Source organism: Photorhabdus laumondii subsp. laumondii (assembly GCF_003343245.1).
Classification (GTDB): domain Bacteria; phylum Pseudomonadota; class Gammaproteobacteria; order Enterobacterales; family Enterobacteriaceae; genus Photorhabdus; species Photorhabdus laumondii.
On sequence record NZ_CP024901.1, the window covers coordinates 4,000,620 to 4,022,079 of the forward strand.

28 protein-coding genes and 1 other RNA gene are annotated in these 21,460 nt (G+C 42.6%); 7 read left to right on the plus strand and 22 right to left on the minus strand.

The window, feature by feature from the left end:
• Nucleotides 1–45 precede the first annotated feature (45 nt).
• Nucleotides 46–627: a nucleotide exchange factor GrpE gene (gene grpE, locus PluTT01m_RS17400; protein WP_011147556.1), complete on the minus strand. Its 582-nt coding sequence runs from the start codon at nucleotides 625–627 to the stop codon at nucleotides 46–48.
• Nucleotides 628–751: 124 nt separating this feature from the next.
• Between grpE and nadK the strand changes: the two genes are divergently transcribed.
• The 3 genes from nadK to bamE all read left to right on the plus strand — a co-directional run bounded on the left by nadK (nucleotide 752) and on the right by bamE (nucleotide 3,966).
• Nucleotides 752–1,630, plus strand: coding sequence for an NAD(+) kinase (gene nadK / locus PluTT01m_RS17405; RefSeq protein WP_011147557.1), 879 nt, complete (start codon nucleotides 752–754; stop codon nucleotides 1,628–1,630).
• Between the two features lie 88 nt (nucleotides 1,631–1,718).
• On the plus strand, nucleotides 1,719–3,380 hold the full coding sequence (gene recN, locus PluTT01m_RS17410; RefSeq protein WP_011147558.1) for a DNA repair protein RecN: 1,662 nt from the start codon (nucleotides 1,719–1,721) through the stop codon (nucleotides 3,378–3,380).
• Between the two features lie 238 nt (nucleotides 3,381–3,618).
• On the plus strand, nucleotides 3,619–3,966 hold the full coding sequence (gene bamE, locus PluTT01m_RS17415) for an outer membrane protein assembly factor BamE (protein WP_011147559.1): 348 nt from the start codon (nucleotides 3,619–3,621) through the stop codon (nucleotides 3,964–3,966).
• Nucleotides 3,967–4,021: 55 nt separating this feature from the next.
• On the opposite strand, the gene PluTT01m_RS17420 is transcribed toward bamE, so the two are convergent.
• On the minus strand, nucleotides 4,022–4,315 hold the full coding sequence (locus PluTT01m_RS17420; RefSeq protein WP_011147560.1) for an RnfH family protein: 294 nt from the start codon (nucleotides 4,313–4,315) through the stop codon (nucleotides 4,022–4,024).
• Nucleotides 4,308–4,742, minus strand: a complete 435-nt coding sequence (locus tag PluTT01m_RS17425; RefSeq protein ID WP_011147561.1) for a type II toxin-antitoxin system RatA family toxin — start codon at nucleotides 4,740–4,742, stop codon at nucleotides 4,308–4,310. Before PluTT01m_RS17425 ends, PluTT01m_RS17420 begins: the two co-directional genes overlap by 8 nt.
• A gap of 156 nt (nucleotides 4,743–4,898) precedes the next feature.
• On the opposite strand from PluTT01m_RS17425, the gene smpB reads away from it, so the two are divergent.
• From smpB to PluTT01m_RS17445, 4 genes are all read left to right on the plus strand, one after another.
• On the plus strand, nucleotides 4,899–5,381 hold the full coding sequence (gene smpB / locus PluTT01m_RS17430) for an SsrA-binding protein SmpB (RefSeq protein WP_011147562.1): 483 nt from the start codon (nucleotides 4,899–4,901) through the stop codon (nucleotides 5,379–5,381).
• A gap of 50 nt (nucleotides 5,382–5,431) precedes the next feature.
• Nucleotides 5,432–5,795: a transfer-messenger RNA gene (gene ssrA / locus PluTT01m_RS17435) on the plus strand.
• Between the two features lie 466 nt (nucleotides 5,796–6,261).
• Nucleotides 6,262–6,447: a helix-turn-helix domain-containing protein gene (locus PluTT01m_RS17440; RefSeq protein WP_011147563.1), complete on the plus strand. Its 186-nt coding sequence runs from the start codon at nucleotides 6,262–6,264 to the stop codon at nucleotides 6,445–6,447.
• A gap of 142 nt (nucleotides 6,448–6,589) precedes the next feature.
• Nucleotides 6,590–6,874 (plus strand): SymE family type I addiction module toxin, encoded by a 285-nt coding sequence (locus tag PluTT01m_RS17445; RefSeq protein ID WP_011147564.1) that lies wholly within the window; start codon nucleotides 6,590–6,592, stop codon nucleotides 6,872–6,874.
• A 147-nt stretch (nucleotides 6,875–7,021) separates the two neighbouring features.
• On the opposite strand, the gene PluTT01m_RS17450 is transcribed toward PluTT01m_RS17445, so the two are convergent.
• From PluTT01m_RS17450 to PluTT01m_RS17540, 19 genes are all read right to left on the minus strand, one after another.
• Complete coding sequence (locus PluTT01m_RS17450) at nucleotides 7,022–7,468, minus strand: tail fiber assembly protein (RefSeq protein ID WP_011147565.1); 447 nt, start codon at nucleotides 7,466–7,468, stop codon at nucleotides 7,022–7,024.
• Complete coding sequence (locus tag PluTT01m_RS17455; protein WP_011147566.1) at nucleotides 7,469–8,812, minus strand: phage tail protein; 1,344 nt, start codon at nucleotides 8,810–8,812, stop codon at nucleotides 7,469–7,471.
• Nucleotides 8,799–9,404 carry a DUF2612 domain-containing protein gene (locus PluTT01m_RS17460; protein ID WP_011147567.1) on the minus strand — a complete coding sequence of 202 codons (606 nt, stop codon included), beginning with the start codon at nucleotides 9,402–9,404 and terminating at the stop codon, nucleotides 8,799–8,801. The genes PluTT01m_RS17455 and PluTT01m_RS17460 overlap by 14 nt, the downstream gene beginning before the upstream one ends.
• Complete coding sequence (locus PluTT01m_RS17465) at nucleotides 9,405–10,646, minus strand: baseplate J/gp47 family protein (RefSeq protein ID WP_041380244.1); 1,242 nt, start codon at nucleotides 10,644–10,646, stop codon at nucleotides 9,405–9,407.
• Entirely contained in the window at nucleotides 10,646–11,002 is a 357-nt protein-coding gene (locus tag PluTT01m_RS17470; RefSeq protein ID WP_011147569.1) for a contractile injection system sheath initiator, read from the minus strand. The genes PluTT01m_RS17465 and PluTT01m_RS17470 overlap by 1 nt, the downstream gene beginning before the upstream one ends.
• 98 nt (nucleotides 11,003–11,100) lie before the next feature.
• On the minus strand, nucleotides 11,101–11,274 hold the full coding sequence (locus PluTT01m_RS26975; protein WP_011147570.1) for a hypothetical protein: 174 nt from the start codon (nucleotides 11,272–11,274) through the stop codon (nucleotides 11,101–11,103).
• Nucleotides 11,275–11,430: 156 nt separating this feature from the next.
• On the minus strand, nucleotides 11,431–11,964 hold the full coding sequence (locus tag PluTT01m_RS17475; RefSeq protein WP_011147571.1) for a hypothetical protein: 534 nt from the start codon (nucleotides 11,962–11,964) through the stop codon (nucleotides 11,431–11,433).
• 463 nt (nucleotides 11,965–12,427) lie between these two features.
• Nucleotides 12,428–13,027: a Gp138 family membrane-puncturing spike protein gene (locus PluTT01m_RS17480; protein ID WP_109791732.1), complete on the minus strand. Its 600-nt coding sequence runs from the start codon at nucleotides 13,025–13,027 to the stop codon at nucleotides 12,428–12,430.
• Nucleotides 12,987–13,883, minus strand: coding sequence for a baseplate hub protein (locus tag PluTT01m_RS17485; protein WP_011147573.1), 897 nt, complete (start codon nucleotides 13,881–13,883; stop codon nucleotides 12,987–12,989). Before PluTT01m_RS17485 ends, PluTT01m_RS17480 begins: the two co-directional genes overlap by 41 nt.
• Nucleotides 13,880–14,185 carry a phage baseplate plug family protein gene (locus PluTT01m_RS17490; RefSeq protein WP_011147574.1) on the minus strand — a complete coding sequence of 102 codons (306 nt, stop codon included), beginning with the start codon at nucleotides 14,183–14,185 and terminating at the stop codon, nucleotides 13,880–13,882. Before PluTT01m_RS17490 ends, PluTT01m_RS17485 begins: the two co-directional genes overlap by 4 nt.
• A complete protein-coding gene (locus PluTT01m_RS17495) occupies nucleotides 14,182–15,003 on the minus strand; it encodes a phage baseplate protein (protein WP_011147575.1) in 822 nt (273 codons plus the stop codon). The genes PluTT01m_RS17490 and PluTT01m_RS17495 overlap by 4 nt, the downstream gene beginning before the upstream one ends.
• A complete protein-coding gene (locus tag PluTT01m_RS17500) occupies nucleotides 15,003–17,120 on the minus strand; it encodes a lytic transglycosylase domain-containing protein (protein WP_041380246.1) in 2,118 nt (705 codons plus the stop codon). The genes PluTT01m_RS17495 and PluTT01m_RS17500 overlap by 1 nt, the downstream gene beginning before the upstream one ends.
• A gap of 208 nt (nucleotides 17,121–17,328) precedes the next feature.
• Nucleotides 17,329–17,736, minus strand: a complete 408-nt coding sequence (locus PluTT01m_RS17510; protein ID WP_011147577.1) for a hypothetical protein — start codon at nucleotides 17,734–17,736, stop codon at nucleotides 17,329–17,331.
• Nucleotides 17,736–18,173 (minus strand): phage tail fiber protein, encoded by a 438-nt coding sequence (locus tag PluTT01m_RS17515; protein ID WP_011147578.1) that lies wholly within the window; start codon nucleotides 18,171–18,173, stop codon nucleotides 17,736–17,738. Before PluTT01m_RS17515 ends, PluTT01m_RS17510 begins: the two co-directional genes overlap by 1 nt.
• Nucleotides 18,173–19,660, minus strand: coding sequence for a DUF3383 domain-containing protein (locus PluTT01m_RS17520; RefSeq protein ID WP_011147579.1), 1,488 nt, complete (start codon nucleotides 19,658–19,660; stop codon nucleotides 18,173–18,175). The genes PluTT01m_RS17515 and PluTT01m_RS17520 overlap by 1 nt, the downstream gene beginning before the upstream one ends.
• Nucleotides 19,641–20,183, minus strand: a complete 543-nt coding sequence (locus PluTT01m_RS17525; protein ID WP_011147580.1) for a phage neck terminator protein — start codon at nucleotides 20,181–20,183, stop codon at nucleotides 19,641–19,643. Before PluTT01m_RS17525 ends, PluTT01m_RS17520 begins: the two co-directional genes overlap by 20 nt.
• Entirely contained in the window at nucleotides 20,183–20,554 is a 372-nt protein-coding gene (locus PluTT01m_RS17530; protein WP_011147581.1) for a hypothetical protein, read from the minus strand. Before PluTT01m_RS17530 ends, PluTT01m_RS17525 begins: the two co-directional genes overlap by 1 nt.
• The gene (locus PluTT01m_RS17535; protein WP_011147582.1) at nucleotides 20,551–21,009 is read right to left on the minus strand and encodes a hypothetical protein; all 459 of its coding nucleotides are present in this window, start codon (nucleotides 21,007–21,009) and stop codon (nucleotides 20,551–20,553) included. Before PluTT01m_RS17535 ends, PluTT01m_RS17530 begins: the two co-directional genes overlap by 4 nt.
• Complete coding sequence (locus PluTT01m_RS17540; protein WP_011147583.1) at nucleotides 21,009–21,458, minus strand: DUF4054 domain-containing protein; 450 nt, start codon at nucleotides 21,456–21,458, stop codon at nucleotides 21,009–21,011. Before PluTT01m_RS17540 ends, PluTT01m_RS17535 begins: the two co-directional genes overlap by 1 nt.
• Nucleotides 21,459–21,460 lie beyond the last annotated feature (2 nt).

A 21,460-nucleotide genomic window follows, 5' to 3' on the forward strand; every position in this document is an offset into this window, starting at 1 on the left:
GGCATTGATACTTATTACTGAACTAAAATGACTACTGAGCTAAAATTACTTTGATACGGCTACCATTGCCGGGCGTAACAAACGGCCATTTAAGGTATACCCTTTCTGCATGACCATCATGACATGATTCGGCTCATGCTGATCGGATTCCATCATGGTCATGGCCTGATGAATTTCAGGATTAAAAGGAACATTTGTGTCGCCAACAACTTCAATACCAAATTTACCCACAGCCCCAAGGAAAGACTTCAACGTCAGCTCGATGCCTTCAACCATAGGTGCTATTTCGGTATTAGTACGATCTGCCACCTCCAAAGCTCGCTCAAGATTATCAATCACTGGTAACAGTTCATTGGCAAATCTTTCTAACGCAAACTTATGGGCTTTTTCCACATCTTGCTCAGTACGACGACGGATATTTTCAACTTCAGCCTTAGCACGCAAAATGGCATCACGTTCACGCTGTTGCGCCTGCTTGAGCTGTTCTTCCAGCTCTGCGACACGCGGATCAACAACACTTTCAGTCTCTGATGCTTCTGCTTTATCCGCACTGTTTTGCTGTTCAGATACAACTTCCATATCTTCCGAGACTTGCTCGTCAGGCATTTTTTGTTCTTTACTACTCATGAATATCTCCGCGTATTTGGCATTAATCTCGCTACTTAGCCTATTATGGGGATCTAAACTGGGGATTCAAGGGAACCCACCATATTGTGAGGATAAAACCTCTTGCTAGAAGGAAATTATAACGATGAATAAAAAATTCAAATGCATAGGTATTGTTGGTCATCCCCGCCACCCAGAAGCACTTGCTACTCATGAAATGCTTTATCATTGGTTAAAATCCAAAGGTTACTCTGTCATTATTGATCGTCAAGTAGCCAAAGACATTGGTTTAAAAGATGCACAAACTGGCGGTCTGACCGAAATTGGTAAACAAGCTGATTTAGCTGTCGTTGTTGGTGGCGACGGCAATATGTTGGGCGCTGCCCGGGTCCTTTCCCGTTATGACATTAAAGTCATTGGTATTAACAGAGGCAATCTAGGTTTTCTGACCGACTTAGATCCTGATAATGCTTTGCAACAACTTTCTGAAGTATTGGATGGCGAATATCGGAACGAACACCGTTTCCTACTAGAAGCTCAAGTCAGAAGAAACGGCCAGAAACCTCGTATCAGTACCGCTATCAACGAAGTCGTACTCCATCCGGGGAAAGTGGCACATATGATTGAATTCGAAGTCTATATCGATGAACGTTTTGCCTTTTCCCAACGTTCTGACGGGCTAATTATCGCAACGCCAACCGGTTCCACAGCTTACTCGCTTTCCGCAGGAGGGCCAATTCTAACACCAAATCTGGATGCAATTGTCTTGGTACCAATGTTCCCACATACATTGTCTTCCCGCCCACTGGTTATCAGTAGTGAAAGCAGCATCAGGCTGAAATTTTCCCAAAATAGCAACGATTATGAAGTCAGTTGCGATAGCCAGATAGTTCTACCTATACAGGATGGAGAGGATGTAATTATTAGCCGCAGCAAACAGAAGCTTAATCTCATTCATCCTCAAGACTATAATTACTTCAACACATTAAGTACAAAACTAAGCTGGTCTAAAAAAATGTTCTAAAAAATTAGGTTTCACTACTTTACTGTATAAAAAACCAGTTTATACTGTATGAAGATACAGAGGTGTTTTTATACACAGGAGAAGTGTGATGCTCACCCAGTTAACCATTAGCAATTTTGCCATTGTTCGTGAGCTTGAAATTGACTTCCAGCCAGGCATGACAGCCATCACAGGTGAAACCGGCGCGGGTAAATCCATCGCAATTGATGCATTAGGTTTATGTCTGGGTAATCGTGGTGAGGCCAATATGGTGCGTCGTGGGGCTTCTCGTGCTGATATTTGTGCCCGGTTTTCTCTTTCTGATACGCCTTCTGCTCGTCAATGGCTAGAAGCCCACCAACTTGATGACAGTAATGAATGCTTACTTCGCCGTACAATAACGTCAGATGGCCGTTCCAGAGGCTTTATCAATGGCACCGCCGTACCGATTTCCCAATTACGCGAATTGGGTACCCACCTTATTCAAATTCACGGTCAGCACGCCCATCAATTACTATTAAATAACGGCCACCAAAAACGCCTGCTTGATACTTACGCTAATCAATTCAATTTGCAAAATGAAATGAAACAGGCATATCAGCAATGGCACCAAAGTTGTCAGGATCTGGCTCGATTCCAACAACAGGCGCTTGAACGTCAATCTCGTCAACAGTTACTGGAGTATCACTTAAAAGAGCTCAATGAACTGGCACCGCAACCAGGTGAATATCCAGAACAAGATAATGAATATAAACGGCTAGCAAACCGTGGTCAGCTACTCTCTGTTAGCCAAACCGCACTCCAGTTACTTAGTGACAACGATGAACAAAATATTATCAGTCTGCTGAATTACGCCAAACACGAACTGGCAGAACTCATCACTATGGATGATAAATTCAGTCAATTACTCACTATGTTGGAAGAAGCATCCATTCAAATTAATGAAGTCAGCGATGAACTCCGCCACTATGGTGATCAACTGGATATGGACCCAAATCGTCTTTTTGAGCTGGAACAAAAAATTTCACAACAAATTAGAGTGGCCCGCAAACACCACGTTCCACCGGAAGAACTTCCTTCACTACATCAACAATTATTGGAAGAACAGCAATTACTGGCGCAGCAAGAAGATGACTGTACCCACCTTAGCGAGCAGGTTAATAAACACCATAAGCAGGCATTGGAAGTTGCAGAAAGATTGCATCTGGTTCGCCAACAATATGCTAAAGAACTCAGTGAACTCATTACGCACAGTATGCATCAACTCGCCATGCCTCATGGTCGCTTTACCATTGATGTCTCTTTTACACCTGAACATCTGAACGCTGATGGTTCAGATAAAGTTGAATTTAACGTCACCACTAACCCCGGTCAGCCACACCAATCTCTCGCAAAAGTTGCTTCAGGTGGTGAACTTTCCCGTATTGCGCTGGCAATTCAGGTTATAACGGCTAAGAAAATGGAAACGTCCGCTTTGATTTTCGATGAAGTGGATGTCGGTATCAGCGGCCCAACAGCCGCAATTGTCGGCCGTCTGTTACGTGAATTAGGCGAATCTACACAGGTTATGTGCGTCACCCACCTGCCTCAAGTAGCCGGTTGTGGTCACCAACATTTTTATGTCAGTAAACAGACTGACGGTGAAGAAACTGAAACTCAAATGCAACTACTGGATAAAAAAGCCAGATTACAAGAGCTGGCGCGGCTTCTCGCGGGCAGTGAAGTGACAAAAAATACCCTGGCAAACGCTAAAGAGCTACTAGCAGCGTAATTTGATACAACTTTTACGTATATTTAGGGTCATAACTAAAGCTTGTATACCTTATGGATTTCAAGATGCATCGCAACGGCAAGGGAGTGAATCCCCGGTCACATAGTTAACTATGTGACCGGAGTGAGCGAGTGCAGCCAACAAAGAAGCAACTTGAAAGATAACGGGTATAAAGGTTTTCAATCTCATCAAGGTCTATTATTATCAACACCCTGACTCCTAAAGGAATGTAATTACCATGCGCTGTAAAATGTTGACTGCCGCTGCTGTATCATTTGTCATGCTGACTGCGGGTTGCTCTACGTTGGAACGGGCTGTTTATCGCCCTGACATTAATCAGGGGAACTACCTAACACCGACGAGTGTATCAAAAATCCACAAAGGAATGACCCAGCAACAGGTAGCTTACACATTAGGAACACCAATGTTACAAGACCCGTTTGGGACTCAAACGTGGTTTTATGTATTTCGTCAGCAACCTGGGCACGAAAAAGTGACTCAGCAAACTCTGACCCTGACATTTGACAGTAATGGTGTACTGACTGACATTAAAAACGAAAATTCACTTACCGAAGATCTTCAATAACCGAAGAAATATAGACAGTCAGTCAAAAAAATAGATGACTGACTATCTATAGTAATTATTGAGCATTATTTTTAGCCCGCTCAGCACGCTTACGACGCATTTCTTTTGGATCAGCCAATAATGGGCGGTAAATTTCCACCCTATCACCCTCTTCCAAAATATCCGTCAACTTAACAGGACGGCTATAAACTCCGAGTTTATTCTTTTGCAAATCAATATCATTACGCAAAGTCAGCAAACCTGATGCAACTATTGCCTGCTCAACTGTTGAGCCTTGAGCCAATTTCACCGTACGCAGATATTGACGATCAGGCAATGCATAAACAACTTCAACATTGATATCAGACACGATAAACCTCGCGTGCACGTAGAGTAAAAGCCTGCACCATACTTCCAGCCAGCTCCTTAAAAATCTTACCAAAAGCCAATTCAATCAGCTTATTAGTGAATTCAAAATCAAGGTGCAACTCAACTTTACAGGCATCTTCACTCAATGGTATGAACTGCCAGCCTCCCATTAACTTACGAAAAGGCCCATCGACCAGTTGCATATTAATGCTTTGGTTATCGGTCAGAATATTCCGGGTAACAAAGGTCTTGCTTATACCCGCTTTCGAAACATCGACTGACGCAGTCATTTCGTTATTGCTAACACTCAACACACGACTACCAACACACCCCGGTAAAAAATCCGGATAAGAACCGACATCATTGACCAATTTGTACATTTGTTCCACGCTGTAAGGTACTAACGCAGAGCGACTAATCTGTGGCATATAATTTCCTGTAAGGCTTAATTGTAGCAAATAATATCACCTATACGTGATCAAAGAAAAAACTGTCAGCGTATAATGCAATAAACACGCATTAATCAGCAAATATGCGCGGGAAAAGATTTCTTTCACCAAAGCATTCAGTATAATGCATACACTATGACAAAGAAAAAAGCACACAAACCCGGTTCGGCAACCATTGCCATGAATAGACGAGCTCGTCACGAATACTTCATTGAAGAAGAATTTGAAGCGGGTCTCTCGTTACAAGGATGGGAAGTCAAATCACTGCGCGCTGGTAAAGCCAACATCAGCGACAGTTACGTTTTGCTCAAAGATGGAGACGCTTATCTTTTTGGTGCCACCATCACCCCGTTAAATGTAGCTTCTTCCCATGTCGTCTGTGATCCAATGCGTTCACGCAAACTCTTACTTAATCAGCGCGAACTTGACTCATTATATGGTCGAGTCAATCGTGAAGGTTATACCGTTGTTGCCTTATCTCTCTATTGGAAAAACGCTTGGTGCAAAGTCAGAATTGGCGTAGCAAAAGGCAAAAAGGCACACGACAAACGTTCGGACATCAAAGAACGTGAATGGAAATTAGACAAAGCACGTATTATGAAGAATGCTGGGCGATAAATTCTGGCATTATAGTTTAGTATTCTGATATACTTGCGTTTAAGACACTTGGGGCTGATTCTGGATTCGACGGGATTCGCGAAACCCAAGGTGCATGCCGAGGGGCGGTTGGCCTCGTAAAAAGCCGCAAAAAAATAGTCGCAAACGACGAAAAATACGCACTAGCAGCTTAATAACCTGCGCAGAGCCCTCTCTCCCTAGCCTCCGCTCTTAGGACGGGGATCAAGAGAGGTCAAACCCAAAAGAGATCGCGTGGATGCCTTGCCTGGGGTTGAAGCGTTAAATCTAATCAGGCTAGTTTGTGAGTGGCGTGTCTGTCCGCAGCTGGCAAGCGAATGTAAAGATTAGACTAAGCATGTAGTACCAAGGATGTAGGAATTTCGGACGCGGGTTCAACTCCCGCCAGCTCCACCAATTTAGTAGGGACAGTGATAGGACAACAGCTTTAAAAACAGTGAGTTAGCAAAGTTGATTGGACACTGACCGGACAATGAAGGGACACAAAAGGATACGCAAAGGAGCCGCGGAGCTTTTGGAAAAACCAACCATAATTAGGTTGGTTTTTTTATGTCTGTAACACATAGCAACTACCTCTATTTTATAATTTATAGTACAAAATAAAATGCCTCACCAGATCTCTGCCTCATAGGGCATTATTCATAAATCCAGCACTTGATACCGTCAGTTTTTGACGCATGCATGTAACCCAACTTCATGTAACAATCACCTTAGTGATAGGTATTTCTGGTGTGGCATATCCTATGCTCATGGAGTTCGGCTTGTGCCACTTAAGCGGTCATTTTATTTACCAATGTCACCCTATCGGCGAAATGGCTATACTATGATGTGTCGATAAACAGTTTATATTTGTGGAGTAATTTTGAAACGTATACCGCCAGAATTGTTTAAGTCTGAAATGAAACGAAAAGGCTGGACGCGCCGCGAGCTGGCTATACGGTGGGGCAAATCAGAAACATGGATCAGCAAAATAGTGAATAATATAGAACGGGATCAACACTGGAATGACGCCCTCAATGGACTGCCTGACAACGAAAAGCCCAGGTAAACTATAGGTCATATTTTTATTGCAGAAAGGTAACCTATCGTTCATAATTCAACATTGAGAGACTATTTTCACTGACGCAGAGCTACCGGGCTGCCACCCGATAACCCTGCTTACCACAACTAACTATATAAGGTAGTTAATTATGGCTAAACGCGATAATAAAACAATTCGCCGAATTTCCCAAGCTGAACGTTTTGGCAAGGTAGCTAAAAACGGCATTTCTTTAAAAGGAAAATGGTTACAGGAAGCGGGATTTACCTTTGGAATGCCACTAAAAATCCGGGTGATGCCGGACTGTATTGTTATTACCGCCCAGAACACTCAGGAACTCTGGCAATGCCTGGAAGGACTGAGTATTGAGCCATTTAACCCCAGTGCTGCTATTGACTGGATTAAGTATTATCCTGGTGGGTTGATGATTACCTAATAGACTAAAGCATAAATGGACTATATCCTTAAATGTTGGATGATTATCCAACATTTTGAGGACGATTCAGTCAGAGTAGTGCAAAAAAGCCATATTTGATTAGACTTATCTAACTATTGGAGGTCGGTTCAATTGGCCCTGATTCCATTATTCTAAGGGTTTTTCGGGCCAGTTAATATCTGACGCTAAATTAACATCAACGCGGTTCAATAATACTCTATATTTTTTTAACTCTGCTAACAGCGATTTTTCCTTATCACTCGACATCTCCAAATCTACAGCATCTTGTAACGGAGCGATCTGTTTACTTACAGTGAGCATAAGTTGCTGTTTCTTATGTTCTGCTTGCTGCTGCTGTTCCCGTCTGAGCTTTATTTTATCACTTTCTGATATTATCCACTTTTCACTATCCCACTTGTGATAAACAGACTGTGCTTGTTCTGTAAGAATTGGATAACCCTCTTTATCACTGACGATAGCAAACCCGCGTGATTGACCGTCAAGTAATTCATTGTGTTTTTCTGCTGTTATTTCAACACACTCTTCATGAGCTTCATTATAAAAAACACATTCTTTTCTGGAGAAATAGACCATTTATACCCCCCAAAATAATATATGTACAACTTTGCCTGGATTCTCATCATTGTTGGGAGTACCTGCTTGATATTCAAATGTCGATAGTGTTGCATTACGTACTAATGTGTGGCCAGTTGATGTATTGATACTCGACATACTTGCAATATAGCCAAAAAGCTTATTTTTAAAAGAAATTGGATAATTTACCTTTATCCATGATTGTTGAGCTGATGGGACTTTAACCCATTGAATAATTACCCCCGTATCTCCACATTGCCACCAACCATTTTCGGATTTTATAGCTGTATTTTGTAATGCAAGAGTACCACTTCTCTCAGGCGCTAATATATTGTAACGCCGCTGATTCTTGGGATCGTCAGAATAGATATGCAACAATTTCCCTTCAGAACCGTTAATTCCCAATATATATCCATCTTTCGATTTGAAACGCAATTTAGGAAAAGGAGTTTTACTGTCAATCAGTAAACTGCCAACGGTTGCGGTTTTATTGCTAGAAATGCGTAAGAAAGTATTATCGCTCTCAGATTTAGCATAACTTCCCACATCCCCAGCATTCAAACTAATATCCCCGGCCAACGGCTTCCCGTTAATTTTCCGGCTATTCGGCACCGCCCCTTTAGCCAACTCCACCATTTCCGATAAACCGATATTTTTTACAAATTCAGTTTTATTGAAGATGTCTGCTCCATTTTGATTTTTAGCGAGCTTATTATTGGCATTATCATTCACATCAGAAACAAGTTTCTGAGTTGCTGCAAGGGTATTACTGTTACCTGTCTTGTCTGTAAGTTGGGTGATGCCTTTTTCTATAAGTGTGGCGTCAGGAATCAAATCTTGAGTTGCAATCTCTCCCAGTCCTAAATTATTACGTGCTGTCGCTTTGTTATTAATATCAGATAAGTTATTAGCTTTCTGTAGAAATAACCCATTAGGATCTGCTAGTAGATTTTTCCAACCGGAAACTGATGTACTATCCGGATCTGTATTGTTATCTTCTACCTCATTCCACCAAATTTTACTTCCATCAGAACTGGCAACAATGGCCCCTTTAGGATAACCATCAATGGCAGCACTAAAGTCAGCATTATACGAATACAAGCCACCAGACATTGAATAACGTATTGCGGTAGTAATATCATTCAATATCCCGTTCATATCCTTGCCAGATGGAGGAATTCCACCAGCAGATATTGCTGTCATCGTTAACGGGGGGAAACCGCTCGGATACGTAGCTACTCCTTTTGCCAAGCTGCTTTCAGTTGATTTTGTTGCAATCTCGTTATAGTCTCCGGCGCTCGCAAACGGAACAGCAATAAGATTAGGTTTTTCAGTTGATTTCATTTGTTGGTATCCTTTGAACGATTGCGACACTGACACCAACCGGGTAAGGCAGTGCTCTCGATGTTTGAACAATTGCTAATTCTGCTGTTGATAGCTGAAATTCAAATACATAACTCATCTTCATATTTCCATCATCAGTGATATATGCACGTCCGCTATCGCTAAACATATAAACAAGCATTCTGTTGATGTTTGGTATAGTGCAGTCAGATATATTTGACATGGCTTTCATCATAATTAGCTTTCGGTACATCAGATCTGATAGCTCAATAGTTTTTGTTTTTGACTCCCCGGAATAAAATGGTGCTTGGTCAAATGGATTTGGATCTATCGTTGTCGGAACATTCAGTAAAGCTTCACCAAAACCTATATATTTTACATTTTCATTAACAGTCAGCCGCCTGCTGACATTCACTATTTTTCCCCACACATCCAGCCCGTAAGTATTTTCTGTGTCAATATTCCAAATCAGATCGTAAAATGTATTAATAAATTCAACAGAGGAAACAGCGGCATTGAAACTTCGAATAAGTGAGTTGAGTTTTGGACTAGCGGCATACTGAGCAAGAATAGTTGCTCCCACATTTTCCATTTATGAACCTACTAATTTCACAGAAATATTATCAACGTCAAGCGTTGGGATTTCATCAATACCAAAACTAATTGATGTTGAATAAGTAATACCGTCACGGCTAAGCGTAATATTGTAAATATCAACACTCGATGTATCTATGTTATAAACGCCTGAATAATATCTACCAGCAAATAATGTAGATGCTATTCTTGCTCGGGTTCCACCGTCTTCTCCGTTAAATGCTTGCGCTATAGCTGACTTAACCTGTGTTTCAATATCAGCAGGAAGGTAATCGCTATTAGCAAGTGAGACGTCAACATAGACACGAATGGGTGCTGGTATCACATAGTTAATTTCATATTCGGGATAAGGCTGAACATAGTTTTCATCATCCACAATTGTGTGAGTTGTATTTCCGTTCGTAGGAATACCTGGAGGCTTTTTCTTCCAGATTACTCTAGCGACATCCTCAGTCTTTCCCCCATATACAGCACTATAAATAGAGTTTGGCACCATTCTGTATTTTGATACCCCGACCGTTTTTACTACCGATGTATCATTTGAAATAACGTATGCGTCTGCCACGCCATTTACTTCTAATACTGCGGCATAAATGGCATGTAATGAGTTTGTCGCATTTTTAGCAACAGATTGTTTACGACGATACTCAAAATTAGCGCGGGTTTCCTCATCTATGCCAGGTACGCCAGCACTCGCATTACTGATACCTGACCAACCGGGCACCGAGCTATAAATCGTGTTCAAGTCATCAATTTGGCATGCTAACGGCCCTGATGTTGAGTTTTGGAAAACAACATCAACAGAGCCGCTGCCCGGGATCTTAACCTCTGTTAGTGAATGATAAAGATACCCTTTTTTATCTTGAGCAATACTACCAATTGGAATAACTGTATTAACTAACCCAGTGCATGTTGCTGTTACCGTTGTTCCCGATGCTGGAATTCGATCTAAAAAATAAATTCGTCCGATAGCATCTTGAAAACGTCCGGTTGCATAATCCGGATTAATTTGATTGACGATAGCAAGTAACTGATCGTTCTTGTCAGCAATGATAGCCGCATCACTCATGGCTATTTGACCTTGCGGTGTTGTTAAGCTCGTACTCATTGCACCACCCATTGCTGTAGCCAAATCATTTAGCCGCCCATTTAAAATATCAACCTCGTCGGGCACAGTTAGACCCGTCTTTGTAAAGGTTACACCTGGAACACTTGTTGTCAGTACTACAGAGTTAGTCATCAGAAATTTACCACCGTTGATTGATTGTTCATGTCCGTTATTGTCATCATGCCCGCAATAGTTCTCTCCTTTCCATTTATAACTTTACAAGTGGCAGACTGAACATAAGGTGACTTCATTGCTTCTTGTTGCATTTTGCTGTTGATTAGCTGAGTTCCCGGCCAATATCCCAAAATTCGCTGGTAATAAGGAATACCCAATGCTGTGTCATACCAGCACTCACCCAGATATGTACTACAGGCACAAGCGACATCCTGCGCTACAGAATAGGGATTATCAGTAATGGCGATATTTCCAGAATCATCTAACGTTAAATCCCATGACTCGGTATCAAGAAGAAATGAACGAGTTTGCATTTTCGATTCCTATGGAAATAAAAAAACCGCAATTAAGCGGTGTAGATATGAAAAAACCCGCACTGTAGGCGGGTTTATTGACGACTACTCAAAAAATTTTAAGCAGCTTGACGATGATTCTTACGCTTTCCTTGAAGCTCAACTTTTGGCTTATGCTCAAACATTTTTGGGGCAGCTTTTATCAACAAGTCAATAGCTCCACCCACAGCAGTATACACCTGCTGCGTATCAAATTTTTTGATATCTTTAATGGCTGCTTTCTGCTTTGACATAACGACTCCTAAGAGATTTTCTCTCCAATAGCTTTGAGCCTGAGCCCATAAGGGGTGTTCACATTAACAAAGTTTTCTCTTGCACAAAAAACAAACTAATATTCGTTAGTTTTCGTATGCTATCACTATAAACTCTAGTGTCTAGTCTTTTTTTTATCAATCTTTGATTGTCTTGAATATTGTTTCAAACGTATCAATATCAGCCTCCATAATGTAACCACACTTCATCATGTTAAATCCATAAGATGAGTAATAGGAGATTACTTCTTCAACAGGCTCAATGATACGGATATATTTACCCTGTGCAGATTTACAAAACATGTAAGCAGCCATCAGAGTAAGTTGAAACATTTTCCCATTTAAAGGGTGTTTTGCGTCATCACGATAGAAGTTCTCTATCATATGAATTTCAAAACTTTCCTCATCAATGGAATATGTACATAAAGCTAGCCCAGAAGGAGGTCCTTGCACATTTCCACATTCTACCAGCTTTAAGCAAAATTCAAATTTATCTTCTCTGTTTCCTACCCTAGACAAACATTCATCCCAGTTTAGTTCGCCGTATCCGCGAGAAAGGATTCTGTAATCATCATCAGAGATATCCCCTATAGCAAGGTTAAGCTTAAGCTCATCAACAATAATCTGCATGCTATTTCTTACCACATGCCCGATCTGCTCAAGATTAAACATTCTTTATCTCTCATTTTTAATTGGTTGATATATCTTACAGCTTTTTGTGATTATTTCATATGCTATTTAACTTTTCTTGCCATTAAAACGTGCACTATTTAACAATGACAAGTGAGTTAACAATTAACCCCAAACCAAGGATGGCTATATCCACCAGCGTGACTAAGGTTTATAACTTACCGTTCTCTATATTTTATTCTCTAAACTTCAGCTAAAATAAATAATGTTGACTTCAATGTGATTGACTTTATAGTACAGAACCATTGCTTCTATCTCTATATCAGTCAAAAGAAGCTCTTTTCCAAGTCGCACATACTCGTAACCTTTTCCAGTTTCACAGTTCAACTAATACTGTTACCAGTTAAAACAATGACCGAGAAAAATAAAAAATTTACCTGGGCTTCACAAAGATTTCTTAGTTTCTTCATTTCTACATATTTATCATCCTTATTTACAGCTTTAACTATCTTACGGTTCCATCGAATATTGCATTTCCACCGTTACCGCCACCACCTTGAATAACCGCACCATTTAATATAATAGATGGTGAGTTCATTGTGATTGAATTTGATGAAGTCATTTCCGTTGTCGGAGCGACTACGTTAATTTTATTCGGTGAAACAATATTTATCTGATTATCTACGAATTCAACATATTGTTGTGGTTCTGCGTTTAAAACTCCCCCCAGATAAATTGCGTCTGAATAATTGTGCGTTCTTTTTGAACCCGGTAATGCCGGTGCTTTTGTTGCTCTGATGCTGCTAATATCACGATCACAAATGGCAATTAAACCAATATCACCAACCACAGGATTCATAATGACAGCACTGTTACCACGCTGAAGACGAAATACTGGAACATTATAGATTATTCCATTCTCGATTTTTCTCCCTGCTCCCGTCATATTATGTACCATCGGCTTTACATCTACGGTTTTCCCGCTCGATTTAATAACAAGGCCCAAAGTGATAAAAACATGCTGACTAAGAAACTGCCTCATGACAAAATCAAAAGCATTCGCTTCACTGTTTATGTCCGTTGGTTTTGTTGTCAGCTTTGTCATTGTTTTTATCCTCTGTTTTCACTGGAGTGCCACTAAAAGATGTATGCCACTGACCACCATCAAGCCAGGAGGTAAGGTAGTGTTCCGCCCCTGTTATCAGATAAGTGCCGCTAACGTTCGGCAAAGAGGTTTCTATTTTTACCTTACGACCTAAAATAATTTCATTACTGAAAAGGGTAGTTGCTGTTATTCCCACGCCAGTAAATATGGGATAGCCAATTAGCCCATATTCTGGAGACGTAAGTAGCGGTTTTTCAACTTTCGGTTGACCATGAGGCCAAATGGTCACTTTATCAATCCCAAAGTCAGTGTCTATATCTAGCGCACTTGCCGCCTGTTGGATTTGATTAACAACGTTTCCTGTATAATGAGGATTTGAGATAACACCTGTGGCGCCATAATTTTCAACCGTTAGATCCGCTTTTTTAGCCATTGCAGTAATAATATCGACAATATCCACATCTCCCGATGCAGTGAACGGTTCAACTTCCTTTGCTCTTAGGCCAAGCATCATACTGGCCGTTATCGTCAGGGGAGTATCGGGTAACTGATTAAAATCTGCATAGGCATCACTGATAAAACCCTCAAATATAGCATGACCATCCGCCCATACACGCATTAAGTTGAATTTCGCACTACCAATCCAGATCCCGCGATAACTCAACGTTGCCATTTGGCTGGTTGTTAAACCCCAGATTTGTAATGTTATTTGTGTCCCTGATATGCCGCCCCACGCCGCCATGTTGACATAAGCGCGTGCGTTTTCGATAGTCAGTATATTGTTACCGCTATCATCAAATGTCTTGCCGTCAACTAGCTGAAATTCAACTGTGATATTGTGTTGTTTGTACGTCACTGAGTCACCTCTCCTGGAAAAAGGTAATATAATTTGTAGCGTTGCCCTAGCTCCTCCCAATGGGGATCAGATAAACCATCCAGATCAGCAAAAAACAATTCACCCTGGAACCGTAAATAACTGTAACGGACAATTTTATTGCAGTTGAGGCACACAACTCCCTGTAGCACAGGTTTATCATTGACGGTTAAATCCATATATAAACCTGTGCCACGTTGATTGAGGCGTATCATGCATGACTGCTCATTCAAGGTCACAGTGAACTCCTGAGCCTTAGCCGCCCTGATCGCTATTTCAATCACGTTAATTTCCTCGATAATTCTTCTACTGCATCATTGAGATGGTTGGTGGCACTCAATACAGAATCATTTAATGGACCAGTAATCGTCTCTGTTGCACGCTTGAAACCAGATGAAACTTTATCAGCAACTTGCGTTGCAGCACTGGAAACGGATTTTTTCAATCCGGTCAGAGCCTTTTTGACATCGGATAGTGTGGCATGTTTTGTTGAACCTGTTGATTGTTCGGTATTTTTACTTGGGCCTTTTGCTGTCTCATTCTTTGTTGTATTCGACTTGTTAGCAACATTGCTGCTCATTTTCACTTCGGCAATGTCTTGTACCGCCTGGAAAACTGCGGTCACAATCAGTAAGGTAACACCGTTATCCTGCCTTATTCGAAAATCGTACTTAATCAAATCATAACTTGTGTACGTAGTATCAGGTGTTTCAATGTCGTAAATTTCAGCACTGGATACCATCTTATCTAACGCTTCAAGAACATCAGAACGGGACGTCAGGGTGAGGTTTGTTAAGTTAGGCACGGAACCAGAAAAACCGGTCCATCCCTCAAACGAGAATGTCACATGGACTTCACCGGGCCGCTGCACTTTGTTGTATGATGTATAGCCGCCTTTCTCTATCGGCGCAGTCGTGATTGATGCCTCTCGTGTGACTTCTACTACAATGAATGATGTGGGCGTAAACGGCTTATCACCAACTCTCTGCCCGGATGCATAATAAATACCATATCCAGGAGATATCATACTGTTAACACCAGATAGCAGGTTGCCACTACGGAACGCACTAAGTACCGTTGTTTGATTGAGAGAGAATGCCATTATCCAGTTACCCCCGTTGAATAGCTTGTTGCCAGCGTTGATCCACCTATTTTCTGCCGGGCATCGTTAACCACGCCTTTTACGTTGTTAGCGTTAGAGCTGATTTGAATAGTTCCGATGTGATAACTCTCAGAAACAGAGGAGGTACGGTTGTTATTTACCGTATTCGAATAACGCTGAGCGGCCACATGAGCCCCCAGTTGTGGCATATTCGCCAATACCTTTGGGATATAATCGCGGGTTTCTTTTGGCGCAGCGCCCAATCCTTTCCGTATAACATTTCCCTGTCCCCAGTTATAAGCCGCCAGTGCTTTACTCAAATCTCCGTCAAACATTCTCATTAGCTGAGATAAATATTTTGCCGCGGCTTCCGAAGATTTTACCGGATCAAAAACATCATCATCCATTAACCCAAAATGTTTGGCTGTACCTGGCATAAACTGGAATAAGCCCTTGGCACCTGCTTTAGACACAGCATACTGATTGCCTCCCGATTCCGTCATGGCAACACTACGTAACAAACCCTCCGGTAACCCGAACTGCTGCTCAAGTTGTGCTAATTTTGGTGATAGCCAACCCAGTAATTTCATGCCGGTAGTGTTCGGTGACATTTCAGCGGCTGCGACTTGAGGAACGAGCGAATCAATCAGTTTATTAATTGAATCGGTCAGCTTATCTAACGCGGCTTTTAACCAATTATTGCTGTATTCTAGCCGCTGTTGTCGTTCATCCTCGGCCCGAATGATACGGTCATTTTCGCTGCGCTTTTCTTCCTTTTTGACCTCTTTGACTACGGTCGTATCTGGCTTAGAGGTTTTACCATCCAGTTTTGCCTGATAGGCTTCATACTCTTTTTTACTAAAAAAGGGTGTCCAGTCGCTTGCCAGATACAATCCATATGAATCAAGTGTATTTTTTGTCTCTTCCCCAACAATCGAAGTCGCAACTGACTCCACAGGATCATATAACGCATATGTGATAGCGCCATATATTCCGGCTTTCCCGGCAATCCCTTTTCCCGGTAACCCGCCGCCTTTCCCCATTTTCAGCATGGACGAAGCCACGCGATAAATTCCCCATAACCACCCCGCAAACTTCAACCCGATCAGACCAATGATGACATTACCCCAACCGCCTACCGCATCTGCGGCCTGATTAGCGACTGAAATAATAAAACTCATCTTATCGAGAAAACCACTGACCGCTTTTTTAATCTCTTCTGGGTGCTTATTCATCCAATCAGCTAGGTTTTTTAGCCAGATATTGAAATCATTGATATATGGTAAAAGGGCATTAAACAGAATGTAGCCTGTTTTCTCAAAACTCTGGCTTATCTCTGTCCACTGTTCACGAAAACGACGCGCGGCGGCAACAGATTTATCATCCACACCCGAATTAGCTGTAAATTTATCCACATCTTTGAGTACGTGACCGGATGAGAACCACTGTTGCGCGGCGTACCCGACCCCAAGTTCACCACCGTAAGCTTGCTGTTGATCTTTATTAAGTCTGGGAAAAACACCGCTCAGCTTACGCATGATAGATTCGGTGCTTTCTGAGGCAATATCAATATCGACACCCGCTTGTGATGCCGTTTTTAACAGCGTCTCAAGAGCCGGATCAAGCGCAACACCTGATTTTAGTCGGGCTTTAGCATCATTAATGCGTGAAAATGCCCCCACAATCTCATTTGCGCTGACACCAAATGCTTGACCTGCTTTTGTCCAGCCATCAAGCGCTTTAGCCGACATGCCGAACGCATCAGCGGCAGTACTTAACTGATTGAGATTGCCGGCAAAACTGGTCACAAAACTTTTCAGTCCACCGAGTGAGACCGTGACACCCGCCAAAGCCAAGATCTGACTCTTTATGCTGGAAAAGAAAGAGGAAGCTTTCTTTCCTGCCGCCTCCATTTCTTTTGCCACTTTTTCGGTTTTCTTACCGGTTTTGTCTAATGATTTGCTGGTTTTCTTTTCACCATCATTAAACGAGTCAATCAGTTTTTGCATAACCTGAGCCAACCCACCGATCCCGGCAATCACTGCGGTTTCACCTGCGCTAAATTCAGCCGCATCAAGCCCCAGCGTTATAACAAGTTCATCTATAATGTTTGCCATCAGTTTTTACCCTGCTGTAAAACGTAAGCATTGTGATTATCGACCTGAATAATCTCTATTAACTGCCAAAGGTCCTCCACGCCATAAACTGTATCCAGCTCATGGAGCGTTGCCTTTCCTGATGAGATAACGGTCGCTATTGTGCCTGGGACATTTGTATAACTGATGATACCGAATGGCTTTGAGATGCTGGAATAGCGCGGCGGGATTACGATTGGTCGGCGGTTTTGAAAAAATCCACGTGTAACTTAAGCACCTCTGCACGTAATTTCAGCCGGGTAACAATTTCTTCAATGTCACTGTCGATCAGCTCGCGTTTGATTTTTTTATCTACCTGATTCGGAACCATCTGCACACAACCCATCAGTTCATCAAGTAGTGGCCTGGCTTCATCAGGAGCAATGCGAGAAATTGCTTTCAATCCAACCACCGCTAATGCAGCCATGCCCAAATCCCGAAAATTATCGGGGATAGACAACCCCTCTCTCCCCATTGCCATCAATGCACGAATAGCCCACCATTCAGCCTGCGAAGCGGGCATTTCCTGAATGTAAAAAAGCTTTCCTTTGTCGCGATTATCATCATTCATAGTGATGAAGGTTTCTTTACGTGCCATTAGCTATATGCCTCACCTGTTATTGATTCCCACTCAATGACGGCCTGCGCCGCTTGTAAAACCTTTCCTGCGTCCGGCATGGTTTTCCATTGCTTCAGAACGCCGTTCACCAATGTGTATTTACGCCCGATGGCTGGAAGAATAACCGTCGCATTACATCTGAACACCGAGACGCTAGTACGTGATGTCGTTGCCCAGGTATCAAAAATGGTGCGACTTTCCGAATCAGGCATAATATGAATCGTCTGATTGATATTGCCGTAGATAAAACCCGCTGACAGTTTACCGTCCGCCCCACGTACCGTTTCAGCCAAATCCAACGCCTCAGTTTCGAAAATGTTGTCGGCAGCAAATCCCTGTAATTGCACACCAGACGGGTATAAATTGGTCACAGTCAGGGTAATTACCGCATCAGCAGAAGTGATTGTGTCTGACATTATTGAACCTCCGTAGATGCCATTTCGAATTTCTGAATACTGCCACCGTCGCAATACCACAGTGTACAGCTTGGGCTGGTGCGATTTGCACGCATAGAGGCAGACATTTCCCCAATATACAAGTAATAACCCTTCGCGATTATTGACGTTGAAACATCAGATCCCACAGCGTTAATAATTTCCAGTTTTTGTGCAGCCGATAATGTTACGCCTGCTCGGATACCGCCCCACAACTTAAACCGCTGGATAACATCACTCATTGAGGCTTCCACCAGCGCACGGCCAGCCGTGTTATAAGGGATAGTCTTGTTGGATTTGAACAAGGCAATAACCGCGCCTTGCAAGTTCGCATTCAGCCAGATTTGACCACAGAAGGAATCTAGCCACTTAAAATCACCGGTTATTGTGCCATCAGCCCAATAATTTTCGGTGATATTATTGGCGGCATAATTGCCATAGAAGTTATACCCATTAGCAATCAGCGCATCATAAACATCAGAATCGATCACATCAGGACTGAGGCCGCTCAATTCTCTGAATTTAAACGGAACACGCCCCTCAGTTCGCTCAAAATCCAGCACCGCCGCATAACCCAATACTGCTGCCGGTTTCATATTATCAGAGCAGAAAACAGGAACGACACTCCCGTAGCTGTGAATGCCAATAATTTTATGGGCGATAGTTTCCTGACTGCCTTTCACTTTTGCCGTGCCGCTTGTTGTCCAGGCAACATAGAAATAGCGATATACCTGACTACTAGCCCACGCGGATAATGCAAGATGCTGTTCATCTGTACATTCAAATACCGTCGTAAAACATGCCCATTGCTGAGACTGCGTTTTAATCACAGCGAATAGATCAGGAACCGCCGACACTGTAGCCCCCTGAGAAACCGTTGCCCCTAGTGCGCCAGTGAACTTAAGAGCCTCGGCCCCATCACCAGTACCATAGGTGATATTTGTATCTTCCGGTTTAATGCTGCCAGAGGCAACATTGATGATAAAAGCTTTACGGGTGGTATCGAACACAACCGTTACCGCCTTGCCAATCACTGTTTCAATGCTCTTTGCTGCATCCGCAAAGGATTTAACCCCATCAAGATTGATTGCGGCGTTTATTGCTGTACCATTGATATTGAGTTTCAATGTACCGGACATTTTTTGCAGATCGGTAATAGCTACCTCATTAAAAGAACCTGAACGTAACCAGGCCGATACTGCCGCTCGATTAAATCGGGAAAACAGCAATTGACCGGGCGTCTTTGTACAATTGTTGTACCCTGAAAAATAAATAGCCGCCATGCTATATTCTTCGGATGCACCACCGAAATATGCCGCCACATCCTCTTTAGTCGAGAACGACAACACCACACCAACAGGTGCATATATATTATCTGTCAGTAATAATCCATTGAGATCAACAGCATTACCCACTGCCGACAGCACCCCCGGATTAATTCTCACGTCTTTACTGATTGGAATTGCCATGAATAGACTCCACTGTTTTAGTGTTCAGCGTAATACTGTCAAAAAATAGTTGTTCTGTTGTCACAACAGGGTTGATTTGAGCAGTAAATTCAAATGTCCAACGCGACTCATATTGCTGTTCACCATTAATCATCGTCGTCTGAATCGGGTCGCTGGCATAAAGTGGTGCCATATCGATACCTGATCTCTTGAATAGCTCAATCGCATATTCAGTGCGCACCGTCGTTGCAATAATGTGAGCATCCTCATGAGCGAACTGACCGTAACAGTCAATTTGACATGTCCAGCGTGTCGTCCGAGTGATTAGACTTTTTCCCATACCTGCCGCTGTTGGTGCGTTATAGATCACTACACTTGTTGATAAACCCGTGCTGTTCAATGGTGTCATAACAATAAAATCGCCATCTGACATCGGTGAGCGATTTATCTGAGACAAAATAACGCTACGCCTGGGTATTAAGGCCATTAAAAAACCGCGTAATGCGGTTGTTATATCGTCTTGCGTTACACTTATCGTCACCACTATTGTTCCCCACGCTGCAATGTAACAGCGAATTTGCACCAATTCGGCCACTCTTCCAAAATCTGCACTATCAACCACTCTTCACCATTAATAATCAACAGATCACCCCCTTGCTGTCTGGGGCGGTTGACGGCATTAAAATTGCCATTCACATAAGCCGCTTTGAGCATGCCCTGAATATTCAAGCCGTTCGTATGTTGTAGATCAGTAAAAGTCAGTGGCTGGATTTGTGCGGTAACGGGTGTTGTAATGTAGCGCGGGACTTGCTTACCACTGGGTGCAATATCATATCCCACACTTACCCGTATCTCTCCAGGTGAGTGAGGATTAACAACCCCAACAGCACCAGATACAATATTGTGCAGGTTCATTCGTTCCCCTCATCAATCACATAATCAACACTGTTCAGCATGTGTTTGGTGTGACGTAGCGGCGCATCAAATCCCTTTTTAGCTATAGTGGATTTTTTATTAGCCGGTGAAGTGAAAGAACGAATAGATTGTTGAATTTGCCCCTTGATAACTTCCCCGGTCATCCGTAACGCTGCATCCCCATTCATATCGTTAGCACTCAGGCCCTGTGCAAGCACATCACCCCATTCATTAGCATGTTCGTTGATAGTGTTACGAAAAAACGGACGGGGTCGCCTATTACGCCTCGGATCGCCAATCTCGTTACTAATTGCCACCATTGCAACTGAGGTGCCATCGGGATAAGTCGCGTCTTTGAAAAAACCAACCCGCAATTTTTGGCCTTCACCCACTCTTTTAGCTAATTGCTTTAAGTAGCGTTTTGCTGCATCACCGCCCTTGATACTGTTCGACATTAGCGCCTCCATTGAGTCCGTGGATAGTAATATGACGGATAGTGAGAGGGAGAGCTGCCGGGGACGTAACGCATAATTCTATATTGCGCTGTTGCCTGCCAGTACATAGCCCCGTATTTTGTCTGCAAGAACCAAGCAGCACGTTCACTCACAACGCCCATATCAGCCGAAACGGAAACAGATCCCTCACTTGCGCTGCTAACCCGCCCCACGAGCGGATTGGCCGCTGTTCCGCTAACAGATAAACGATTAAGTTCGGCAATATGAGCAACAAGCATATTCAACAACAGTATTCGTTGTTCAAGATCACTAACTGGGCTTTGGGCCGTATTGTTAAGATAGAGTGTTGCTTCAATAAAATAGGTATCCAGCAGGACATCACTGATAGAAGAAAACTCCGGGTAACGAGTGCGAAATTTCACGACATCAAAAACGACAACAAAGCCCATTA

Coding starts and splice junctions, on each gene's coding strand:
- PluTT01m_RS17470 (WP_011147569.1), bottom strand. CDS start 11,002: ATGCAAACTCGTTCATTTCTTCTTGATACCGAGTCATGGGATTTAACG.
- PluTT01m_RS17465 (WP_041380244.1), bottom strand. CDS start 10,646: ATGACTAACTCTGTAGTACTGACAACAAGTGTTCCAGGTGTAACCTTT.
- PluTT01m_RS17455 (WP_011147566.1), bottom strand. CDS start 8,812: ATGAAATCAACTGAAAAACCTAATCTTATTGCTGTTCCGTTTGCGAGC.
- PluTT01m_RS17500 (WP_041380246.1), bottom strand. CDS start 17,120: ATGGCAAACATTATAGATGAACTTGTTATAACGCTGGGGCTTGATGCG.
- PluTT01m_RS17460 (WP_011147567.1), bottom strand. CDS start 9,404: ATGGAAAATGTGGGAGCAACTATTCTTGCTCAGTATGCCGCTAGTCCA.
- PluTT01m_RS17480 (WP_109791732.1), bottom strand. CDS start 13,027: ATGACAAAGCTGACAACAAAACCAACGGACATAAACAGTGAAGCGAAT.
- PluTT01m_RS17475 (WP_011147571.1), bottom strand. CDS start 11,964: ATGTTTAATCTTGAGCAGATCGGGCATGTGGTAAGAAATAGCATGCAG.
- bamE (WP_011147559.1), top strand. CDS start 3,619: ATGCGCTGTAAAATGTTGACTGCCGCTGCTGTATCATTTGTCATGCTG.
- grpE (WP_011147556.1), bottom strand. CDS start 627: ATGAGTAGTAAAGAACAAAAAATGCCTGACGAGCAAGTCTCGGAAGAT.
- PluTT01m_RS17530 (WP_011147581.1), bottom strand. CDS start 20,554: ATGAACCTGCACAATATTGTATCTGGTGCTGTTGGGGTTGTTAATCCT.
- PluTT01m_RS17535 (WP_011147582.1), bottom strand. CDS start 21,009: ATGTCGAACAGTATCAAGGGCGGTGATGCAGCAAAACGCTACTTAAAG.
- PluTT01m_RS17540 (WP_011147583.1), bottom strand. CDS start 21,458: ATGGGCTTTGTTGTCGTTTTTGATGTCGTGAAATTTCGCACTCGTTAC.
- PluTT01m_RS17495 (WP_011147575.1), bottom strand. CDS start 15,003: ATGGCATTCTCTCTCAATCAAACAACGGTACTTAGTGCGTTCCGTAGT.
- nadK (WP_011147557.1), top strand. CDS start 752: ATGAATAAAAAATTCAAATGCATAGGTATTGTTGGTCATCCCCGCCAC.
- PluTT01m_RS17450 (WP_011147565.1), bottom strand. CDS start 7,468: ATGGTCTATTTCTCCAGAAAAGAATGTGTTTTTTATAATGAAGCTCAT.
- PluTT01m_RS17510 (WP_011147577.1), bottom strand. CDS start 17,736: ATGGCACGTAAAGAAACCTTCATCACTATGAATGATGATAATCGCGAC.
- PluTT01m_RS17520 (WP_011147579.1), bottom strand. CDS start 19,660: ATGGCAATTCCAATCAGTAAAGACGTGAGAATTAATCCGGGGGTGCTG.
- recN (WP_011147558.1), top strand. CDS start 1,719: ATGCTCACCCAGTTAACCATTAGCAATTTTGCCATTGTTCGTGAGCTT.
- smpB (WP_011147562.1), top strand. CDS start 4,899: ATGACAAAGAAAAAAGCACACAAACCCGGTTCGGCAACCATTGCCATG.
- PluTT01m_RS17515 (WP_011147578.1), bottom strand. CDS start 18,173: ATGTCAGACACAATCACTTCTGCTGATGCGGTAATTACCCTGACTGTG.
- PluTT01m_RS26975 (WP_011147570.1), bottom strand. CDS start 11,274: ATGTCAAAGCAGAAAGCAGCCATTAAAGATATCAAAAAATTTGATACG.
- PluTT01m_RS17425 (WP_011147561.1), bottom strand. CDS start 4,742: ATGCCACAGATTAGTCGCTCTGCGTTAGTACCTTACAGCGTGGAACAA.
- PluTT01m_RS17445 (WP_011147564.1), top strand. CDS start 6,590: ATGGCTAAACGCGATAATAAAACAATTCGCCGAATTTCCCAAGCTGAA.